General features: G+C 70.3%; 14 protein-coding genes. All 14 read right to left on the bottom strand.

Annotated elements, in window-relative coordinates; translation table 11 throughout:
* Nucleotides 1-23 precede the first annotated feature (23 nt).
* The 14 genes from G6N64_RS16725 to G6N64_RS16660 all read right to left on the bottom strand — a co-directional run bounded on the left by G6N64_RS16725 (nucleotide 24) and on the right by G6N64_RS16660 (nucleotide 16128).
* Entirely contained in the window at nucleotides 24-362 is a 339-nt protein-coding gene (locus G6N64_RS16725; RefSeq protein ID WP_163798060.1) for a P-II family nitrogen regulator, read from the bottom strand.
* A 39-nt stretch (nucleotides 363-401) separates the two neighbouring features.
* Nucleotides 402-1775: an ammonium transporter gene (locus G6N64_RS16720; RefSeq protein ID WP_163798059.1), complete on the bottom strand. Its 1374-nt coding sequence runs from the start codon at nucleotides 1773-1775 to the stop codon at nucleotides 402-404.
* Between the two features lie 176 nt (nucleotides 1776-1951).
* Nucleotides 1952-3376 carry a signal recognition particle-docking protein FtsY gene (gene ftsY, locus G6N64_RS16715; protein WP_163798058.1) on the bottom strand — a complete coding sequence of 475 codons (1425 nt, stop codon included), beginning with the start codon at nucleotides 3374-3376 and terminating at the stop codon, nucleotides 1952-1954.
* A gap of 58 nt (nucleotides 3377-3434) precedes the next feature.
* A complete protein-coding gene (gene smc / locus G6N64_RS16710; protein WP_163798057.1) occupies nucleotides 3435-7031 on the bottom strand; it encodes a chromosome segregation protein SMC in 3597 nt (1198 codons plus the stop codon).
* A gap of 48 nt (nucleotides 7032-7079) precedes the next feature.
* Nucleotides 7080-7376 (bottom strand): acylphosphatase, encoded by a 297-nt coding sequence (locus G6N64_RS16705; RefSeq protein ID WP_163798056.1) that lies wholly within the window; start codon nucleotides 7374-7376, stop codon nucleotides 7080-7082.
* Nucleotides 7360-7776 (bottom strand): OsmC family protein, encoded by a 417-nt coding sequence (locus tag G6N64_RS16700; RefSeq protein ID WP_163798055.1) that lies wholly within the window; start codon nucleotides 7774-7776, stop codon nucleotides 7360-7362. Before G6N64_RS16700 ends, G6N64_RS16705 begins: the two co-directional genes overlap by 17 nt.
* Nucleotides 7777-7866: 90 nt before the next feature.
* Nucleotides 7867-8763, bottom strand: a complete 897-nt coding sequence (gene mutM, locus G6N64_RS16695) for a bifunctional DNA-formamidopyrimidine glycosylase/DNA-(apurinic or apyrimidinic site) lyase (RefSeq protein ID WP_163798054.1) — start codon at nucleotides 8761-8763, stop codon at nucleotides 7867-7869.
* Nucleotides 8764-8771: 8 nt separating this feature from the next.
* Nucleotides 8772-9497: a ribonuclease III gene (gene rnc, locus G6N64_RS16690; RefSeq protein WP_163798053.1), complete on the bottom strand. Its 726-nt coding sequence runs from the start codon at nucleotides 9495-9497 to the stop codon at nucleotides 8772-8774.
* Nucleotides 9494-10093, bottom strand: coding sequence for a YceD family protein (locus tag G6N64_RS16685; RefSeq protein ID WP_163798052.1), 600 nt, complete (start codon nucleotides 10091-10093; stop codon nucleotides 9494-9496). The genes rnc and G6N64_RS16685 overlap by 4 nt, the downstream gene beginning before the upstream one ends.
* Nucleotides 10094-10147: 54 nt before the next feature.
* Nucleotides 10148-10885, bottom strand: a complete 738-nt coding sequence (sepIVA, locus tag G6N64_RS16680; protein ID WP_163798051.1) for a cell division protein SepIVA — start codon at nucleotides 10883-10885, stop codon at nucleotides 10148-10150.
* 102 nt (nucleotides 10886-10987) lie between these two features.
* On the bottom strand, nucleotides 10988-11554 hold the full coding sequence (locus tag G6N64_RS16675; protein ID WP_163798050.1) for a hemerythrin domain-containing protein: 567 nt from the start codon (nucleotides 11552-11554) through the stop codon (nucleotides 10988-10990).
* Nucleotides 11555-11633: 79 nt separating this feature from the next.
* On the bottom strand, nucleotides 11634-12110 hold the full coding sequence (gene coaD / locus G6N64_RS16670; protein ID WP_163798049.1) for a pantetheine-phosphate adenylyltransferase: 477 nt from the start codon (nucleotides 12108-12110) through the stop codon (nucleotides 11634-11636).
* A 29-nt stretch (nucleotides 12111-12139) separates the two neighbouring features.
* The gene (gene rsmD, locus G6N64_RS16665) at nucleotides 12140-12712 is read right to left on the bottom strand and encodes a 16S rRNA (guanine(966)-N(2))-methyltransferase RsmD (protein WP_163801871.1); all 573 of its coding nucleotides are present in this window, start codon (nucleotides 12710-12712) and stop codon (nucleotides 12140-12142) included.
* Complete coding sequence (locus G6N64_RS16660) at nucleotides 12709-16128, bottom strand: pyruvate carboxylase (protein ID WP_163798048.1); 3420 nt, start codon at nucleotides 16126-16128, stop codon at nucleotides 12709-12711. Before G6N64_RS16660 ends, rsmD begins: the two co-directional genes overlap by 4 nt.
* Nucleotides 16129-16146: the final 18 nt, after the last annotated feature.

Below are 16146 nucleotides of genomic sequence, written 5' to 3'. Positions count from 1 at the left end.
TGCGCTGGAGATTCAGCCATGCATCAGATGGCGTCGGTCCCCCGCTCACCCGTGCGCACGCGTACGACGGTGTCCACGGAACTGACCCAGACCTTGCCGTCACCGATCTTGCCGGTGCGCGCCGCCTGGACGATGACGTCCACCACCTTGTCGACGGCGGAGTCGTCCACCAGGACCTCGACCCGAACCTTCGGGACGAAGTCGACGGAGTACTCCGCGCCTCGGTAGACCTCGGTGTGACCCTTCTGACGTCCATAACCCTGGACCTCGCTGACCGTCATCCCGAGGATGCCGGTCTGCTCCAGACCGGTCTTCACGTCCTCGAGCGTGAACGGCTTGACGATCGCAGTGATCAGCTTCATTTAGTCGATCCTTCCAAAGACACAGTCGATTGTTCCCGATCAAGCGAGTTCATAAGCAGTTTCCGCATGCTCGGTCTCATCGATGCCGGTGTCCTCGGCCTCCCGGTCGACCCGCCAACCCAGCGGCTTGACGATGAAGGCGATGATCACGGTCATGATGCCGGTGAAGATCACCGCAGACAGTGCGATGACGATCTGCACCACGAGTTGCTTGAAGTCGCCCCCGTAGAACAGACCCGGTGACCCGTCGGCGGAGTAGGCGAGGAAGCCGATGCCGATGGTGCCCCACAGGCCCGCGACGAGGTGGACGCCCACGACGTCGAGCGAATCGTCGTACCCGAACTTGTATTTCAGCCCGATGGCCAGTGCGGACAGCACACCGGCGACGGCACCGAGGATCAGCGAGCCGACCGGCGTCAGCGCGCCACACGCCGGGGTGATGGCCACCAGGCCGGCGACCACGCCGGACGCCGCGCCCACGCTGGTGGCGTGGCCGTCGCGGATGCGCTCCACCACCAACCAGGACAGCATCGCCGCCGCGGTGGCCGCGGTGGTGTTGACCCACACCTGTCCGGCGATCATGTCGGCGGCACCCTCCGAGCCCACGTTGAAGCCGAACCAGCCGAACCACAGGATCGCGGCACCCAGCATGACGAAGGGGATGTTGTGCGGCCGGAAGGCCGTCTTGCCGAAGCCCGCTCGCTTGCCCAGCAGCAGCGCGAGCACGAGGCCCGCCATACCGGCGTTGATGTGCACCACGGTGCCACCGGCGAAGTCGATGGGCGGCACGTTAGCCGTGCCCTCGTCGTCGACGCCGAATAGTTTGGCCGCGATGCCCTTCTCGCTACCCGAGAGCAGTCCACCGCCCCAAACCATGTGTGCCAGTGGGAAGTACACGAGCGTCACCCAGATGCCGCCGAACAGCATCCAGGTTCCGAACTTCATGCGCTCGGCGACCGATCCGCTGATCAGTGCGACGGTGATCACGGCGAAGGTCAGCTGGAAGGCCACCCAGACGATCGCGGGTACGGACCCGAAGCCGCCGAGGACGTACCCCGTCTGCCCGTCGGCGAGTTCCTTGGTCTCGAGGAGCTGACTGACTCCGAAGAGCGAGAAGGGATTGTCGAAGATTCCCGCGATGTCGCTCTCGCCGGTGTGCGTCGAGGAGAAGGACATCGAGTAGCCCCACAGCACGTAGATGACGCTGACCAGGCCCATCGACCCGAACGACATCATCATCATGTTCAGGACGGACTTCTGGCGGGACAGGCCGCCGTAGAAGAACGCCAGGCCCGGCGTCATGAACAGCACCAACGCGGCCGAGGTGAGCACCCAGGCCGTATCGCCGGCACTCAGCATGCCGTCGCCCGCGCCGAATGGCGCGAACATCTCGTCAGGTAAGGCTAAGAGCACTTTGTGTGAACCTCCTCGGGAAGTGCGCCGACGTGAATCGGCCTCCCGAAGAGACTCTGACGCTGTCGTTTCATCGGTGAATCACCGGTGTTTCGCCGACGTGAACGGATCGGCCCCACCTGTTACACCTGTGTTTCCACTCGGCGGACGGTGGTTCAACCCGCGCGCTCGACGACCTATCCGAGCAGGGCGTCGACGAATGCGGCCGGCTCGAACGGGGCCAGATCGTCGGGGCCCTCGCCCAGCCCGACGAGCTTGACCGGAACCCCGAGTTCCTGCTGCACGCGAAACACGATCCCGCCCTTCGCCGTACCGTCCAGCTTGGTCAGGACCACCCCGGTGATGTCCACCACCTCGGCGAACACCCGCGCCTGCGGCAGACCGTTCTGGCCGATCGTCGCGTCGAGCACGAGCAGGACCTCGTCGACCTCGGCGCGCTTGGTGACGACGCGCTTGACCTTGCCGAGCTCGTCCATCAGGCCGGTCTTGGTGTGCAACCGGCCCGCGGTGTCGATGACGACCACGTCGGCACCCGAGGCGATGCCGCGGTCCACGGCGTCGAACGCGACCGACGCGGGGTCGGCGCCCTCGGGGCCGCGCACCACGTCGGCGCCCACCCGTGACGCCCAGCTCTGCAGCTGGTCGGCCGCGGCGGCGCGGAAGGTGTCCGCCGCGCCGAGGACGACGCGCCTGCCGTCGGCGACGAGAACACGCGCCAGCTTGCCGACGGTGGTGGTCTTGCCGGTGCCGTTGACGCCCACGACGAGCAGGACCGACGGCTTGTCGTCGTGCGGCAGCGCCCTGATCGAGCGGTCCATCTCGGGATACAACTCGGAGATCAGCACCTCGCGCAGGACCGCGCGGGCGTCGGCCTCGGTGCGCACGGTGCTGCTCGCCATCCGCACCCGCAGCGCCGCGACCACGTTCTGCGTGACGACGGGTCCGAGGTCGGCGATCAGCAGGACGTCCTCGACGGCCTCCCAGGAGTCCTCGTCGAGATCGCCGCCACCCAACAGGCCGAGCATGCTGCGGCCGAGCGCACCCTGGCTCTTGGAGAGCCGGCCGCGCAGGCGTTCGAGCCGCCCCTCGGCGGGCGCGATGCCCGACAGGTCGACGGCGGGCTCGGTGGGCGGCTCGGGTTCGACGGTCTCGGGCTCGACGACGTCGGGCTCGGCCACGTCGGGCTCGATTACGTCGGGCTCGGCGACCTCGGGGGTCGCGACGACGGGCTCGGCCGGGGCCGGCGGCTCGGGCTCGACCTCGACGGGGTCGGGCAGCCGCACGTCGGCGATGGGCCGCTTCGGTGCGTCGCGCGGGACGGTGGCGTCGTCGCCCACCGCGGGCAGACCGCTGGTGTCGAGACGCGGCCGTCGTGGCGGCGCGGGGCGCTCCGCGGGCGCGGTGGGGGCGGACTGGCTGAACGTGATCCCCGTCGATGCGGTGTAGCCGCCCGACTTGTCCAGCTGGGTGGTCGTGTCGGGCGCCGACAGGCTGATGCGCCGCCGCCGGTAGCGGATCAGTCCGACGACCAGGGCGACGATGAGCAGTATCGCGACGACCGCTATCGCGATCCACACGCCAAGGGGCAGTATCTCGGTCACGGCGTCATTGTCTCAGGGGACGCCGGTCGTGCCGACCACCGGTGACCCCCGGCCCGTGTCAGCCGCCGGCCGCGGTCAGCTCGTGACCCCGCATCCGCTGCGAGATCACCTGGGTGATGCCGTCTCCCTGCATCGTCACGCCGTACAGGGCGTCCGCGATCTCCATCGTCGGCTTCTGGTGGGTGATCACGATGAGCTGCGACCGCTCGCGCAGCTGCTCGAACAGCCCGAGCAGCCTGCGCAGGTTGACGTCGTCGAGCGCGGCCTCGACCTCGTCCATGATGTAGAACGGCGACGGCCGGGCCCGGAAGATCGCCACCAGCATCGCGACCGCGGTCAGCGACTTCTCGCCACCGGACAGCAGCGACAGGCGCTTGACCTTCTTGCCCGGCGGGCGGGCCTCCACCTCGATGCCGGTGGTCAGCATGTCGTCGGGGTTGGTCAGCAGCAGCCGGCCCTCGCCGCCGGGGAACAGCGACGCGAAGACGCCGGTGAACTCGCGCTCCACGTCGGCGTAGGCCTCGGCGAACACCTGCAGGATGCGGTCGTCCACGTCGGCGATCACGTCGAGCAGGTCCTTGCGGGCGGCCTTGACGTCCTCGAGCTGGGTCGACAGGAAGTTGTAGCGCTCCTCGAGCGCGGCGAACTCCTCGAGCGCCAGCGGGTTCACCCTGCCGAGTTCGGCGAGTTCCCGCTCGGCCTTCTTGGCGCGCCGCTCCTGGGTGGGCCGGTCGAACGGCATCGGCGCGGGCTCGGTGACCTGTTCGCCGCGCTCGCGGGCCTGCTCGTACTCGGCCATCTCGAGTTCGGTCGGCGGCAGCGAGGTCTGCGGGCCGTACTCGGCGACCAGGTCGGCGACCGCCATGCCGAACTGCTCGAGTGCCTGGGCCTCGAGCTGCTCGATGCGCAGTGCGGCCTGAGCCTTGGCGACCTCGTCGCGGTGCAGCGCGTCGGTGAGGGCGGTGAGGCGGGCACCGAGTTCGGTGGTCTCCGCGCGGGACCGGGTCAGCCCCTCCGCGCGGACCTTGCGCTCCTCGGCCAGGTGGTCGCGGGTGCGGGAGGCGACGGCGACCGCCTCGGCGAGCCGGGCGGCGACCAGCCGGCCCGACTCCTCGACGACCGCGGCCACCCGGGACGCGTGCTCGCGGGCCTGCTGCGCGCGCTGGGCGCGCACCCGGGCCTCGCGTTCGGCGGCGGCGGCTCGGCGCAACGAATCTGCCCGTCCACGAACGGCATTGGCGCGCTCCTCGGCGGTGCGCACGGCCAGCCGCGCCTCGACCTCGGCAGCACGCGCTGCGTCGACGGCGACCGTCGACGCCTGACGGTCGGCCGGCTCCTCCTCCATCGTCGGCATCTGCTGCGCGTTGTGCAGCCGGTCCTCGAGGTCGGCCAGTTCCTCGACCGTCTGCGCGCGACCCGTCTCGAGTTCGTCGCGCTGGCGGAGCAGTCGCTGCCACTCCTCCTCGGCGATGCGGGCCTCCTGGCCCAGCCTGCCCAGCTGCTCGTAGATCGACGAGATCGCGGCGTCGGACTCGTTGAGCGCGGCCAGCGCATGCTCGGCGGCGTCCTGGCGCGCCTGCTGCTCGCCGAGCGCCCCGGCCAGCGCCGCCGCGAGGTCGCCCACCTGACGCTCGACGTCGCGCAGTTCGTTCGTCGACTTCTGGATGTCGGACGCGATCTCCAGGGTGCTGATCTTGCGGTCGGACCCACCGCTCATCCAGCCCGCGCCGACCAGGTCCCCGTCGACGGTGACCGCCCGCAGGCGGGGCCGCTCGGCCACGAGTCGGCGCGCCGCGTCGAGGTCGGCGACCACCACGACCTGTCCGAGCAGCGCCACGAGCGCGCCGCGCAGCCGGGCCGGCGCGTCGACGAGGTCGAGCGCCCACGTCACGCCCTGGGGAAGGTCGACCGGCGCGCCGCGGTGGGCGTCGAGGTCCTCGGGCCAGTCGCCCAGGACGATGGCGGCCCGTCCCCCGTCGGCTTCCTTCAGCGCGGCGACCGCGGAACTCGCCGCGCCGAAGTCCTCGGCGGCCAGGGCGTCGGCGGCCGGGCCGAGCACGGCGGCGACCGCGGCCTCGTAACCCTCGCGCACCCGGACCAGCTTGGCGACCGAACCGAACAGCCACGTGCCGCCGTGGTTGTCCTGCAGCCAGGCGGCACCGTCCCGACGGTCCAGCCCGACGGACAGCGCCTCGATCCGGGCGCGCAGCGACGCCACCTGACGCTCGGCACCGCGCTCGGCGGCCTGCAGCTCCGAGACGCGCTCGTCGGCGAGGCGCAGTGCGGCGACCGTGCGGTCGTGGTTCTCGTCGAGGCCGGCCTCCCCGGCATCCAGTTCGCCCACCCGGCTCTGGACGGTCTCGAATTCGGCCTTGGCCTGTTCGGTGCGGGTGGCAGCGTCCTCGATCCCCACCGCGAGGCGGGCGATGCCCTCGTCGGTGGACTCGACGCGGGTGCGCATGGTGTCGACCTGGCCGGACAGCCGGGCCAGGCCCTCCCGGCGGTCCGCCTCCGCGCGGGCGGCGGCCATGTGGGCCCGCTCGGCGTCGGCGGCGGTCTGTTCGCGCTCGGCGAGTTCCTCGCGGGCGGTCTCGAGTCGCAGTCGGCACTCCTCGAGGTCTTCGAGGAGTGCGCGCTCCTCGTCGGCGACCTCCTCGGCCTCCGCGTCGAGTTCGTCGGGATCCCTGCCCTGCGAGGTCTGGACGTCGGCGTCGAGGAGCTGGGCGCGGTCGCGGGCGATGCGGACGGTGGCACTGACCCGCTCGGCGAGCGCCGAGAGCCGGAACCACGTCTGCTGGGCCGCCTCGGCCCGTTCGGAGAGCCCGCTGACCGCCGCCTCGTGGGTGGACAGTTCGAGGCTCGCCACCTCCAGTCGGGTGGTGATCTCGTCGTGCTCCCGGCGCAGCGTCGTCTCGGCCTGGTTCGTGTCGTCGAACTCGGTCTGGCGGGTGACGATGTCGTCGGCGGCCAGCCGCAGCCTTGCGTCGCGCAGGTCGGCCTGGATGGTCTGGGCGCGGCGGGCCATCTCCGCCTGCCGTCCGAGCGGCTTGAGCTGCCGCCGGAGTTCGGTGGTGAGGTCGGTCAGGCGCGCGAGGTTCGCCGACATGGAGTCGAGCTTGCGAACCGCCTTCTCCTTGCGCTTGCGGTGCTTCAGCACGCCCGCGGCCTCCTCGATGAAGGCCCGCCGGTCCTCGGGGCGGGACTCGAGGATCTCCGAGAGCTTGCCCTGGCCGACGATGACGTGCATCTCGCGACCGATGCCGGAGTCGCTCAGGAGTTCCTGCACGTCCATCAAACGGCAACTGCTGCCGTTGATCTCGTACTCACCGGCGCCGTCGCGGAACATCCGGCGGGTGATCGAGACCTCGGAGTACTCGATCGGGAGGGCGTTGTCGGAGTTGTCGATCGTCAGCGTCACCTCGGCGCGGCCCAGCGGCGCCCGCGACGACGTGCCGGCGAAGATGACGTCCTCCATCTTCCCGCCGCGCAGGGTCTTCGCGCCCTGCTCGCCCATCACCCACGTCAGCGCGTCGACGACGTTGGACTTGCCCGATCCGTTCGGCCCCACCACGCACGTGATGCCGGGCTCGAAGCGCAGAGTCGTCGGCGAGGCGAAGGACTTGAAGCCCTTCAGCGTCAGACTCTTCAGATGCATGGGGTGCCACCTTACCGGCAGGCACCGTCACGATCCGGCGCCTGCGGATTACCTCTCGGCGAAGCCCTCGAACGGCTCTCCCGGCGGTGTCCAGTCCTCGACGACGCGGTCGACGTGGCCCGGCGTGGTGTCGCCCCGCAGCAGGTCGAGCAGCCGTTCGCACGCAGATCGCGGTCCCCGGGCCACCACGTGCACGCGCCCGTCGGCCTTGTTGGCGGCGAAGCCGGTCAGGCCGAGTTCGAGTGCCCGCGCCCTGGTCCACCAGCGGAAGCCGACGCCCTGCACGTGGCCGTGCACCCAGGCGGTCAGGCGGACCGAACCGTCCGGGTCAGCCCCGTCCGACATCGGTGACCCCGAACCGCACCTCGGTACCGCTCTTAAGGGTGCGGCCCACCGTGCAGACCTTGTCGATCGACCGCTCGACGATGGTCGTCAACTTGGCGACCTCCTCGGGGGTGAGCGCGGACAGGTCGACCTCGAGGTCCTCCACGAGCAGCGGATAGCGCTCCTGGTCGCGGTCCGCGTCGCCGGACACCCGGATGGTGGTCTGGTAGTCGTCGCCGAGCCGGGCGCGCAACGGATGGTCGCTGGACAGTCCGCTGCATGCGGCGAGGGCGATCTTCAGCAGCTCGCCCGGGGTGAAGACGCCCTCGACGTCCTCGGACCCGACGAGTACCTCGGCTCCGCGCGAGCTGCGCCCGGTGTAGCGCCGCACCCCGGTGCGTTCGACCCACAGTTCGGTCATGACGATTCCTCTTCTCTGGTCATCCGGCGAGCGTGCGCGTCTGCGGGCGACACGCCGGGTCCAAGGCGAACAACGCGCACGCTCGGCGGTCTATTCGTCGCCGACTCGGGCTCGACTCCGTGGCCCCGATTGACGTGGCCTGGGCTGGCACCGCGGGCAGTAGAACGACGAGCGGTTCATGAACTTCTCCCGTCGCATCTCGGTGCCGCACCGCCGGCAGGGCTTGCCCTCCTGGCCGTAGGCGTCCAGCGACCGGTCGAAGTAGCCGGACTCGCCGTTGACGTTGACGTACAGCGAGTCGAACGAGGTGCCGCCCTGGCTCAGCGCGTCACGCATGACGTCGGCGGCGTGGTCGAGGATCTCGGCGAGCTTGGGCTTGGTCAGCGTCTCGGCCAGCCGGGCGCCGTTGACCTTGGCCCGCCACAGCGACTCGTCGGCGTAGATGTTGCCGATTCCGGACACCACGGTCTGGTCGAGGAGTTGTCGCTTGATCTCGGAGTGCTTGCGCTTCAACACCTTCACCACCGCGTCGCGGTCGAACTCCGGATCGAGCGGGTCTCGGGCGATGTGCGCGACCGGCTCGGGCAGGTCGGTGCCGTCGACGGTGACGAGGTCGGCGAGCATCCAGCCGCCGAAGGTGCGCTGGTCGATGAAGCTGAGCGCCGTCCCGTCGTCCAGCAGCGCCGCGATCCGCAGGTGATCGGTCTTCTCGATGGGGCCGAGCAGCATCTGTCCGCTCATCCCGAGGTGCACCACCAGTGCCTCGTCGGGCCGATCCGGGCCGCCGAGCACCAGCCACAGGAACTTGCCCCGCCGACCGGTGCCGAGCACCTCGGCGCCGAGCAGCCGTGCGGTGAGATCGGCGGGTCCGGGTTCGTGACGCCGGACCGCGCGCAGGTGATGCACGCGGACGGCGGTGATCGTCCTTCCGGTGACGTGCGCGTCGAGACCGCGCCGGACCACCTCGACCTCGGGGAGTTCAGGCATCGGACGAATCAGGCATCGTCGACCGGCGGCGGGATCTGCGCGACCTCCGAGTCGAGCGCCGTCCACGCCTGCGCCGCCGCCTTGATCTCGGCGTCCTTCTTCGTGCTGCCGATGCCGGTGCCGTACTCCACGCCGTCGACCAGCACGACCGCCGTGAACACCCGGTCGTGGTCGGGGCCGTCGGAGTCGACGACGTACCGGGGTACGCCGAGACCGCGGGCGACGGTGAGTTCCTGCAGGCTGGACTTCCACTCCAGAGCGGCACCGAGGCCTGGCGCGGCGTCGAGCAGGTCGCCGAACAGTCGTAGGACCACCGCGCGGGCGGCGTCGAAGCCGTGTTCGGAGTAGACCGCACCGAGGAGCGCCTCGACGCCGTCGGCCAGGATGCTCGCCTTGTCGGCGCCGCCGGTCACGATCTCGCCGCGTCCCAGCAGGAGGAACGACCCGAGTCCCGTGTCCGCGAGCGTGCGGCCGACGGTGGCGAGCGCCTGGGTGTTGACGATGCTGTTGCGCAGCTTCGCCAGTTCGCCCTCGGGGCTGTCGGGGTGGCGCGCGATGAGGATGTCGGCGATCAGCAGTCCGAGGACGGCGTCACCGAGGAACTCGAGCCGTTCGTTGGTGGGCAGCCCGCCGTTCTCGAACGAGTAGCTGCGGTGGGTCAGGGCGATGGTCAGCTTGTCGTCGGGGAGATCGATCCCGAGGGCGTCGAGCAGCCGGGTCCGATCCGCCGTCACGCGCGGTCCCCATCTGCGCCCGGGGCGTCGGAATCGGTGGGCAGCATGGCGGCGAGCTTGGCCCACCGCGGATCGATCTGGTCGTGATGGTGGTCGGCCTCGGCGTCCGCGAGCCGGGTGCCGCAGTCGGGGCACAGCCCCTGGCAGTCGTCGGTGCAGAGCGGGGCGAACGGCAGAGCCAGGCCGACGGCGTCGACGATCGGTTGGTCGAGGTCGACGGTGTCGTCGATGACGTGTCCCACCTCGTCGGTCTCGGTGGTGGCCTCGGTCGCGCTCTCGGGATAGGCGAAGAGTTCGGTGAGGTCGATCTCCACGTCCCCGGTCACCGGTGCCAGACACCGCGCGCACTCGCCCACGGTCGGCGCCGACACCGTCCCGGTGACGAGGACGCCCTCGGACACCGCCTCGAGTCGCAGGTCCAGTTCGACCGGCGCCCCGTCGGCGATCGCGATCAGGTCGAGGCCGATCCGGTGCGGCGCAGGCACGGTCTCGTGGATTTCGTGCATCGAACCGGGCCGTCTGCCGAGACGTGAGACGTCGACGACGAACGGGGATCGGTGGTCGGGCCGCGGATGCTGCCCCTTCGTCCCTGCCATGGCCGTCAGTCTACGACCGTTAGGTGGGCGTCGGTGCCGGGCGTGGCGGTGCGACTAACGCTGGGCGTAGTCGTGGGTGCCGGCCGCGGTGCGCAGCTGGTGCCGGCCCCGACCCACGGAGCGCAACGTTCCGTTGAGGTAGTCCTCGAACTCTGCGAGCTTGCTGTCGACGTAGATGTCGCACTCGCCGCGCAACCGGTCCGCCTCGGCGTGGGCGGAGTCGATCATCCTGGTCGCCTCCATGGTGGCGGTCTGGACGATTTCGGTCTGGGCCACCAGGCGCTGCTGCTCCTTGATGCCCTCCTGTACGGCCTTCTCGTAGGCCAGGTTTCCGCTCTCGATGAGTCGGTCGGCCTCGGCCTTCGCGCGGCCCGTGCTCGCTTCGTACTCCCGCTTCGCGGTGGCCGCAACGCGTTCCGCCTCCGACCGTGCGTCGCCGACCATGCGCTCGCTGTGCTGACGTGCCTCACCGACCATGCGGTCGGCCTGCGCCTTGGCGTCGGCGAGCAAGCGGTCGGCCTCGGCACGCGAGTGGTTCAGCAGCGAATCCGCCTCTGCGGTCGCGTTCCCCACCATCGTGTCGGCGTGCTCCTTGGCGTCGCGCAGCATCGCGTCGCGTGCGTCGAGCACGTCCTGGGCGTCGTCCAGCTCGCCGGGGATCGCATCCTTGATGTCGTCGAGGAGTTCGAGCACGTCGCCTCGCGGCACCATGCAGCCTGCCGTCATCGGCACGCCGCGGGCCTCTTCGACGATCGCCCCCAGCTCATCGAGCGCTTCGAAAACTCGGTACACGGCAACACCCTCCAGGCGTAGTTGTTGAGACCAGTGTGCCTGGTGTTACTCCTGTGACTGCGTAACGACGGCGGTGTGTCGCCCGTGGTTAGGCGCGCGGACCTACTTCAGCACGGAGTCGATCGCGTCCCTGGCTCGGTCGAGCACCGACGCGACGGGCCCGACGAGGAAGTTGCGCTTCGCGGATTCGACGCCGGGGTGTGGCCGGGTGGGCGCGATCGTCTGCGCCGCCACGACCGCGGCCGCCATGCGCTTCAGGTCGGCCGCGTCGACCTCCCGCTCCAGTTTGTCGAACTCCTCGATCTCCTCACGCTCGGCGTGGTCGATCACCGCGCCGCGGTACAGGACGAGGTCGGCGATGAACTCGTCGGATCCGACGTCCATCGCGTCCAGGGCCGAGAGGTGCTCCTTGGCGTCGTGCTCCTCCTTGAGGCGGGCGTCGACGATGAGGTCCCCGCCGTCGACCTCGCGCCGGACCACCGGGTGCACCACCATCTCCTCGGAGGTCTCGTGCACTACCAGCAACTGGCGCAGTTCGGTGAAGGCGGTCTCCCGCGCCCGGGTGGTGGACGCGGAGAACACCTCCTCGAACATGTCCCGGATCAGGTTGTGCTGATCCTTGAGGAACCTGACGACGTCGTCGGTGGACTGGACGAATGTCTCGACCATGGGGAGATCTCCGGTGTGGGTGTGGTGGGGCGCCGGGGGCTGCCGACGCATGCCCCCGTGATTCCCCTCCGGACGGATCTCAACCCTTGAGCTTGGCCCGCAGCCTGTCGTTCACGGGCTTCGGCAGCAGGTCGGAGACGTCACCGCCGAGCCCGGCGACCTCCTTGGCCAGAGACGACGACACGAACGAGTAGCGGGGATCGGCGGCGATGAAGAACGTGTCGACCCCGGCGACGTGGGAGTTCATCTGCGCCATCGGCAGTTCGTATTCGAAGTCGGTGCCGCTGCGCAGACCCTTGACGATCGCCGTCATTCCCCTGGCCTTCGCGAAGTCGACGACCAGGCCCTGCCCGGCCTCCACGCGCAGGTTCGCCAGGTGCGGGGTCGACTCCCGAATGAGTTCGATGCGTTCGTCGGCGGTGAACAACCCCTTCTTGTTGGGGTTCACCAGGACGGCGACGACGATCTCGTCGAACTGGGCGCAGGCCCGCTCGAACACGTCGACGTGGCCGAGGGTCACCGGGTCGAAGGAACCCGGGCATACCGCGCCGCTCATGCCCGAAGAGGCTACGCCGGGACGGGACGCTACGCGAAGCCGTACTCGCCGAACTCCAAGCGGGTGTCGCCGTACCGTCGGTCGGGCCAGGCCGCCCAGCCCGGTGGCCAGGTGACGGGTACCGCCGAGGTCGGCCGTTCGACGATCGCGACGGCACCGTCTCCGACCCAGCCCCCGGCCGTCAGCGTCGCGAGGACGGTCTCCACCTCGCCCGTCGTGACGTCGTAGGGCGGATCGGCGAAGACGATCCCGTACGGACGTGTCGCGCTGCCCGCGAGTGCGGCGTCGACGGCCGTCCGTCGCACCGATGCGCCATGGGCGCCCAGTGCGGCGACGTTCGCCGCGATCACGTCGGCCGCCCTGCGGTCCGCCTCCACGAACGTCGCCGTGGTCGCGCCGCGGGAGAGCGCCTCCAGGCCGAGTGCGCCCGAGCCCGCATACAGGTCGAGGACGTGCGCGCCGTCGAAGTCGATCCGCGCCGACAGCACGTTGAACAGCGATTCGCGGACGCGGTCGGTGGTGGGTCGCGTCCCGGTCCCAGAACGGCTCTGCGGGACGACGATTCGCCTGCCGCCGAATCGGCCGCCGATGATGCGGGTCAGGTCGAATCCCGGGTCGCTTCGCTTCTGCCCGCCGGACCGACCACCACCAGCAGGTCCCCACCCTCGACCTGTTCGGTCGCCGAGACGGCCACCCGCTCGACCGTGCCCGCCTTGGGTGCGGTGATCGCGGCCTCCATCTTCATCGCCTCTATGGTGGCGATGGTCTGCCCCGCCTCCACCGAATCCCCTTCGGCCACAGCGACGCTCACGACGCCGGCGAACGGGGCCGCGACGTGGTCGGGGTTGGACCGGTCGGCCTTCTCGGCGGCGGGAACGGTGTCGGCCACGCTGCGGTCGCGCACCACGACGGGCCGGAGTTGCCCGTTGAGGATGCACAGCACCGTGCGCATGCCCCGCTCGTCGGGATCGGAGATCGCCTCGAGCCCGATGAGCAGCTCGACGCCGCGCTCGAGCTGGACGCGGTGCTCGTCGCCGTGCCGCAGGCCGTAGAAGAACTGGTTCGCGCTCAGCGTCGAGGTGTCGCCGTACTGCTCGCGGTGCGCCTCGAACTCGCGGGTCGGGGCGGGGAAGAGCAGTCGGTTCAGCGTCGCCTGCCGGGTGACGCCGGGCTCGCGCAGCAGCGCGTCGTCCGCCTCGGACAACTGCGGGACGGGCTTGGCCTCGGCCCGGCCCTCGAGTGCCTTGGTGCGCAACGGTTCCGGCCAGCCGCCGGGCGGGTCGCCGAGTTCGCCGCGCAAGAATCCGATCACCGAGTCGGGGATGTCGAACCGGGCCGGGTCGGCCGCGAACTCGTCGGCCGTCGCGCCCGCGCCCACGAGCGCCAGTGCGAGGTCGCCCACCACCTTCGATGACGGGGTCACCTTCACGAGCCGGCCCAGGACGCGGTCGGCACCGGCGTAGGCGTTCTCGACGTCCTCGAACCGGTCGCCCAATCCCAGCGCCACGGCCTGGGTGCGCAGGTTGCTCAGCTGTCCGCCGGGGATCTCGTGGGTGTACACCCGCCCCGTCGGCGCGGGCAGCCCCGACTCGAACGGCGCGTAGACCCGCCGCAGCGCCTCCCAGTAGGGCTCCAGGTCGCACACCGCCGCGAGATCGAGGCCGGTGTCGTACTCGGTGTGTGCGGCCGCCGCCACGATCGAGGACAGTGCGGGCTGGCTGGTGGTGCCCGCCAGCGGTGCCGCCGCGCCGTCGACAGCGCTCGCGCCGGCCCGCCAGGCGGCCAGGTAGGTGGCGAGCTGTCCGCCGGGGGTGTCGTGGGTGTGCACGTGCACCGGGAGGTCGAACCTGCTGCGCAGGGCGGAGACCAGAGTCGCCGCCGCCGGAGGTCGCAACAGCCCGGCCATGTCCTTGATTGCGAGCACGTGTGCGCCGGCGGTGACGATCTCGTCGGCCAGCCGTAGCCAGTAGTCGAGCGTGTAGAGCGTCTCGGCCGGATCCGACAGGTCGCCGGTGTAGGACATCGCGACTTCGGCCACGGTGGAACCGGTTTCGCGGACGGCGTCGATGGCCGGGCGCATCGAGTCGACGTTGTTCAGCGCGTCGAAGATCCGGAAGACGTCCACCCCGGTGCGCGCGGCCTCCTCGACGAACGCACTCGTCACCGACTCCGGGTACGGGGTGTAGCCGACGGTGTTGCGGCCGCGGAGCAGCATCTGCAGGCAGATGTTGGGGATCGCCTCCCGCAGCGCCGCCAGCCGCTCCCACGGATCCTCCTTGAGGAACCGCAGCGCCACGTCGTAGGTGGCCCCGCCCCAGCATTCGATCGACAGCAGCTCGGGGGTGAGCCTGGCGATGTGGGGCGCGACCATCAGCAGGCCGTTCGTCCGCACCCTGGTGGCCAACAGCGACTGGTGGGCGTCGCGGAACGTCGTGTCGGTCACCCCGACCGCCGGTGAGTCGCGCAGCCATTCGGCGAAGCCCTCTGGGCCCAGCGTCGTCAGACGCTGCCTACTGCCCGGCGGCGGGGTGGCCGCCAGGTCGCACACCGGGAGCTTGTCGAAGGGGTACACCGTCGACGGCCGCTCGCCGTGGGGCTTGTTGACCGTGACGTCGGCGAGGTAGTTGATGATCTTCGTGCCGCGGTCGGCGGAGGCGTGCGCGGTGAGCAGCTGGGGCCGGTCGTCGATGAACGACGTGGTGACCCTGCCCGCCCGGAAGTCGGGGTCGTCGATGACGGCCTGCAGGAACGGGATGTTGGTCGACACGCCGCGGATGCGGAACTCCGCCAGCGCGCGCTTCGCCCGCGCGGACGCGATCGAGAAGTCGCGCCCCCGGCACGTCAGCTTCACCATCATCGAGTCGAAGTGCGCGCCGATCTCGGCGCCGAGAGTGGTGCCGCCGTCCAGCCGGATGCCCGCGCCGCCCGGTGAGCGGTAGCCGGTGATCCGACCGGTGTCGGGACGGAAGCCGTTCGCGGGGTCCTCGGTGGTGATCCGGCACTGGAGGGCGGCACCGCGGATGCGGATCGCGTCCTGACTCAGGCCGAGGTCGGCCAGCGACTCACCGGCCGCGATCCGCAGCTGCGAACCCACCAGGTCGACGTCGGTGATCTCCTCGGTCACCGTGTGCTCCACCTGAATTCGCGGATTGCACTCGATGAACACGTGATGCCCGCGCTCGTCGAGCAGGAACTCCACCGTGCCCGCGCAGAAGTAGTCGATCCCGCGGGCGAATGCGACGGCGTCGGCACAGATCCGATCACGCAGCGCACCATCCAGATTGGGTGCCGGCGCCAGCTCGATCACCTTCTGGTGGCGACGCTGGACGCTGCAGTCCCGCTCGTAGAGGTGGATCACCTCACCGCGGCCGTCGGCCAGGATCTGGACCTCGATGTGCCGCGGGTTGATCACCGCCTGCTCGAGGTAGACCATCGGATCGCCGAACGCCGACTCCGCCTCCCGCGACGCGGCCTCGATCGCCTCGGCCAGCCCGTCGGGGTCGGCGACCCGGCGCATGCCGCGCCCGCCGCCGCCCGACACCGCCTTGACGAACAGCGGGAAGTCCATCGACTGCGATGCGGCCACGAGGTCCTCGACCGACGCCGACGGCTCCGACGACGCCAGCACCGGCAGGCCCGCGTCCCGTGCCGCCGCGATCGCTCGCGACTTGTTGCCGGTCAGTTCCAGGACGTGCGCGCCGGGTCCCACGAACCTGATGCCGGCCTGCTCGCACGCCGACGCGAGTTCCGGGTTCTCCGAGAGGAACCCGTAGCCGGGATAGACGGCGTCCGCGCCGGAGTGGCGTGCCACGCGGATGATCTCGTCGACCGAGAGGTAGGCGCGCACGGGATGACCGAGTTCGCCGATCTGATAGGACTCGTCGGCCTTCAGGCGGTGCGACGAGTTGCGGTCCTCGTAGGCGTAGACCGCGACCGTCGCGATGTCCATCTCGTAGGCCGCCCGGAACGCACGGATGGCGATCTCTCCGCGGTTGGCGACGAGCAGCTTGGAAATCACGGGCTACCCTAACCCGCC

Source organism: Mycolicibacterium sediminis, assembly GCF_010731735.1.
In the GTDB taxonomy this organism is placed as follows: Bacteria; Actinomycetota; Actinomycetes; order Mycobacteriales; family Mycobacteriaceae; genus Mycobacterium; species Mycobacterium sediminis.
The sequence above is the reverse complement of the archived record's forward strand: the minus strand, read 5'-3'. Positions and strand labels throughout refer to the sequence as shown.